Source organism: Bradyrhizobium sp., assembly GCF_049586575.1.
Taxonomy (GTDB): domain Bacteria; phylum Pseudomonadota; class Alphaproteobacteria; order Rhizobiales; family Xanthobacteraceae; genus Bradyrhizobium.
In genome coordinates this window covers 1-2,825 of record NZ_JBAVCF010000201.1, presented here as the reverse complement: position 1 = coordinate 2,825, position 2,825 = coordinate 1, and the positions used below count along the sequence as shown (strand labels likewise).

Sequence of the window (2,825 nt, the reverse complement as noted above, 5' to 3'; positions counted from 1 at the left end):
TATGGGTCCCGGCTCGCGCTTCCGCCTTCGCTCTTCGAGCTACGGCGGACAAGTCGCTTGGCCGGGACGACGGCGGGAATCGAGGCCGCCGCTCCTGCTTCCTTCGCGCCGTCGCTTCCGCTCGCCTACCGGCCGAAGAATTGCCTGTGCAGGTCGCCGGCCGGCCGGCCGCTCTGGTCCGGCGGGGTGGGGTTGTTCTGCGCCGGCGCGGAAGGGTCATTCGGCGAGGGAGACGGCAAGGCGTTGCGGTTGCGGCTGGCACTCAAGCCCTGCTGGATCAGGTTGCCCAAGGTCTCGCCGAGCTGGCTGCCGAGCGTATCCGGTTGGCCGCTGCTCGACGGGTTGCCCGCACTGCCAGGTCCGCCCCCAGGTCCGCCGGGCGCGAACAGGCCGTTGCCCAGCTCCTTGAGTTTGGCATAGGCCGCATCCGGATTGTCGAGGATGCCGGCCACATCGGGATAGATGCGCGGCGCGGCCCACGGCCCGTCGATCGCGACGGGAATGCCGAAGGCCACGGGGTCCGAGCTGCGTCCCTGGCCTTCGGTGGTCATCACCAGTTTCGGCTCGACGCGCAGCGCCAGCGTCTGTGCACCGAGATCGATGGTGCCGCCGCCGGTCATCTTCACCAGCGGCCCGACCAGATCGAGATCGGCCGTCACTGCCTGACCCTTGTCGATGCGGAAGGAGGCCGACAACTGGGTCAGGTCGGTGGTCTGCTCCTGGCTCTCCTGCCAGCCGGAAAGGGTGCTGGATGCCAGCGAGCGGATCATCTGCGCGACATTGAGGCCGCGAATGGCGCCGTCCTGGAAATTCGCAACCACGCTGCCGGCAAGATTCGACATGATCGCCTGCTGGCTTTGACCGGTCGAGCGGACGTCGATCTTGGCGCTCAGCTTGCCGTCGAGCTTGTCGAAGGAGGCCGCGCTGCTCAGCAAGGGCAGCGCGCGGACACCGGTGAGATCGCTGCGGACCGCATAAACCGGCGTGTCGCGCGATACGTCGATATCGACGCTGCCTTCGGCCTGGCCGCCATAGGCCCCGAGATTCGAGATGGTGCCTTTCAACTGACCGCTCGCAAGCGACGCCTCAAGCGCCACGGGAGCAAAATGCGTGCTTCCGATATTCAGTTCGGCCGCCGACAGCCGCACCTGCGCGTCGACATAATTGAGCCCGGCGAGATCGATCGGATCGTTGCTCCATGCCGCTGCGGCGGCGCCCTGTGGCGCGGCTTGCGATGTGGTGGTCGCAATATCGAGCCGCCTGAAGTCGAGGTCGAGTTTGACCAGCGGCTTGGTTGCGAAGTCGACCGAGGCCCAGCCGTCGAAGGCACCGTCGCCGACCGAGCCAGCGATGCTGTTGATCATGACGACCGTCCCGTTGATCCGCGCCTCCGCCTTGCTCGACAGCGGCGTCCGCAGAACGCCAGGTGCGTCGAGCGAGAGTTCAACGGGAATGTTCTGACGTTCCAGCGGCGGATTGGGCATCGACGCCTTGACGTCGAACGTGAGCGGGTGGCCGCCGGCGCGTGCATTGCCCTTGAGGCTGAGAGCGCGGTCAGCGCCGATGGTGGCGCGTGCGCTGATACCCTCGATGCGGCGTTCGACCCCGTCATGCGTATTGAAGAACGTCACCCTGCCGTCGTTGACGGTGACGCGCTTGATGGCCGGCGCGCTCGAAGCGTTGTCCGGGGATGCCTTTGGCGGGGAGGAGGTTGTCCTCGCAATTGCCCGCCGCTCTCGAAGCAGCGGGACACTGATATCGGGATGATTGATCACAAGCTCGGTGATCTCGGGGTAGCCCGACCACAAGCTGGCAAAGGTGATGTCGGCCTGAATGCTGCCGGCGGACAGGCGGCTGCCGGCATCGCTGTCCTTCGGCGCCGTCAGCGTCACATCGCGCATCGTGACGTTGAGCGACGGCCACAGCCCGACCCTGGTCGATCCCGCCACCGTCAGACGGTAGCCGGTTTCGCGCTCGACCCGGTCCTGGATCGTCGACGTCAGGAAGCCCGAGGGGATTCCGATGATGAGAAGCAATACCGCGACGACGACGATCGCAGCGATAATTCCGCTCAGGATTTTCAAGGCTCTCATATCGGTCTTCCAGATCGGCAATCAGTTTTGCTACCGGCTCGAGTTCGGCCGGGCGCGGCTCCGAGCCTATCCCGGAAAAGGGAACGCCAAAAATAATCCGCGGTTGCTGCAAAGGTATGTGACTTATGACACAGTTCTCCTCGATTGAACCCGCGGCCGCCGATGGAGCGGCTGTGACGAAGGCTTTGCGATGAGCAAACAGACCGAATTTGCGGTTATTTTGAAGATGAACCCGATGTTTGCGGATATCGGCGCCGAGGAATTGCAGCGGCTTTCGGCGTTTTGCCATACCCGGCATCTGGATGCCGGCGAGATGCTGTTTCAAAAGGGCGACCCGGGCGATGCGCTGTTCGGGGTCCGCCGTGGCCAGATCCGGATCGAGACCGGCGTCTCCGATGGCAGCCGGCTGACGCTGAATTTCCTCGGGCCGGGTGATCTCTTCGGCGAGGTCGCGGTGCTCGACGGACAGAGCCGCACGGCGGATGCGGCCGCGGGCGAGCCTACCGAATTGTTCGTATTGCGGCGGGAGGATTTTCTCGGCTTTCTCGAGCGCGAGCCGAAGGTCGCGGTCCAGCTGATCATGCTGCTGTGCCAGCGCATTCGCTGGATGAGCGAGCGGATGGAGGAATCGGTCTTGCAACCCCTGCCGGTCCGTCTCGCAAGGCGGCTTTGCGCACTGGCTTCCGATTTTGGGTCCGAAGTGCATATTTCGCAGGAGCAGCTCGGCGTCTT

General features: G+C 64.6%; 2 protein-coding genes. One reads left to right on the top strand and one right to left on the bottom strand.

Annotated elements, in window-relative coordinates; translation table 11 throughout:
- Positions 1-125: 125 nt before the first annotated feature.
- The gene (locus WB528_RS07645) at positions 126-2,093 is read right to left on the bottom strand and encodes an AsmA family protein (RefSeq protein ID WP_423887812.1); all 1,968 of its coding nucleotides are present in this window, start codon (positions 2,091-2,093) and stop codon (positions 126-128) included.
- 190 nt (positions 2,094-2,283) lie between these two features.
- Between WB528_RS07645 and WB528_RS07640 the strand changes: the two genes are divergently transcribed.
- Positions 2,284-2,825: Crp/Fnr family transcriptional regulator (locus WB528_RS07640; RefSeq protein WP_423887811.1), on the top strand; the 542-nt coding region annotated here is incomplete at its 3' end.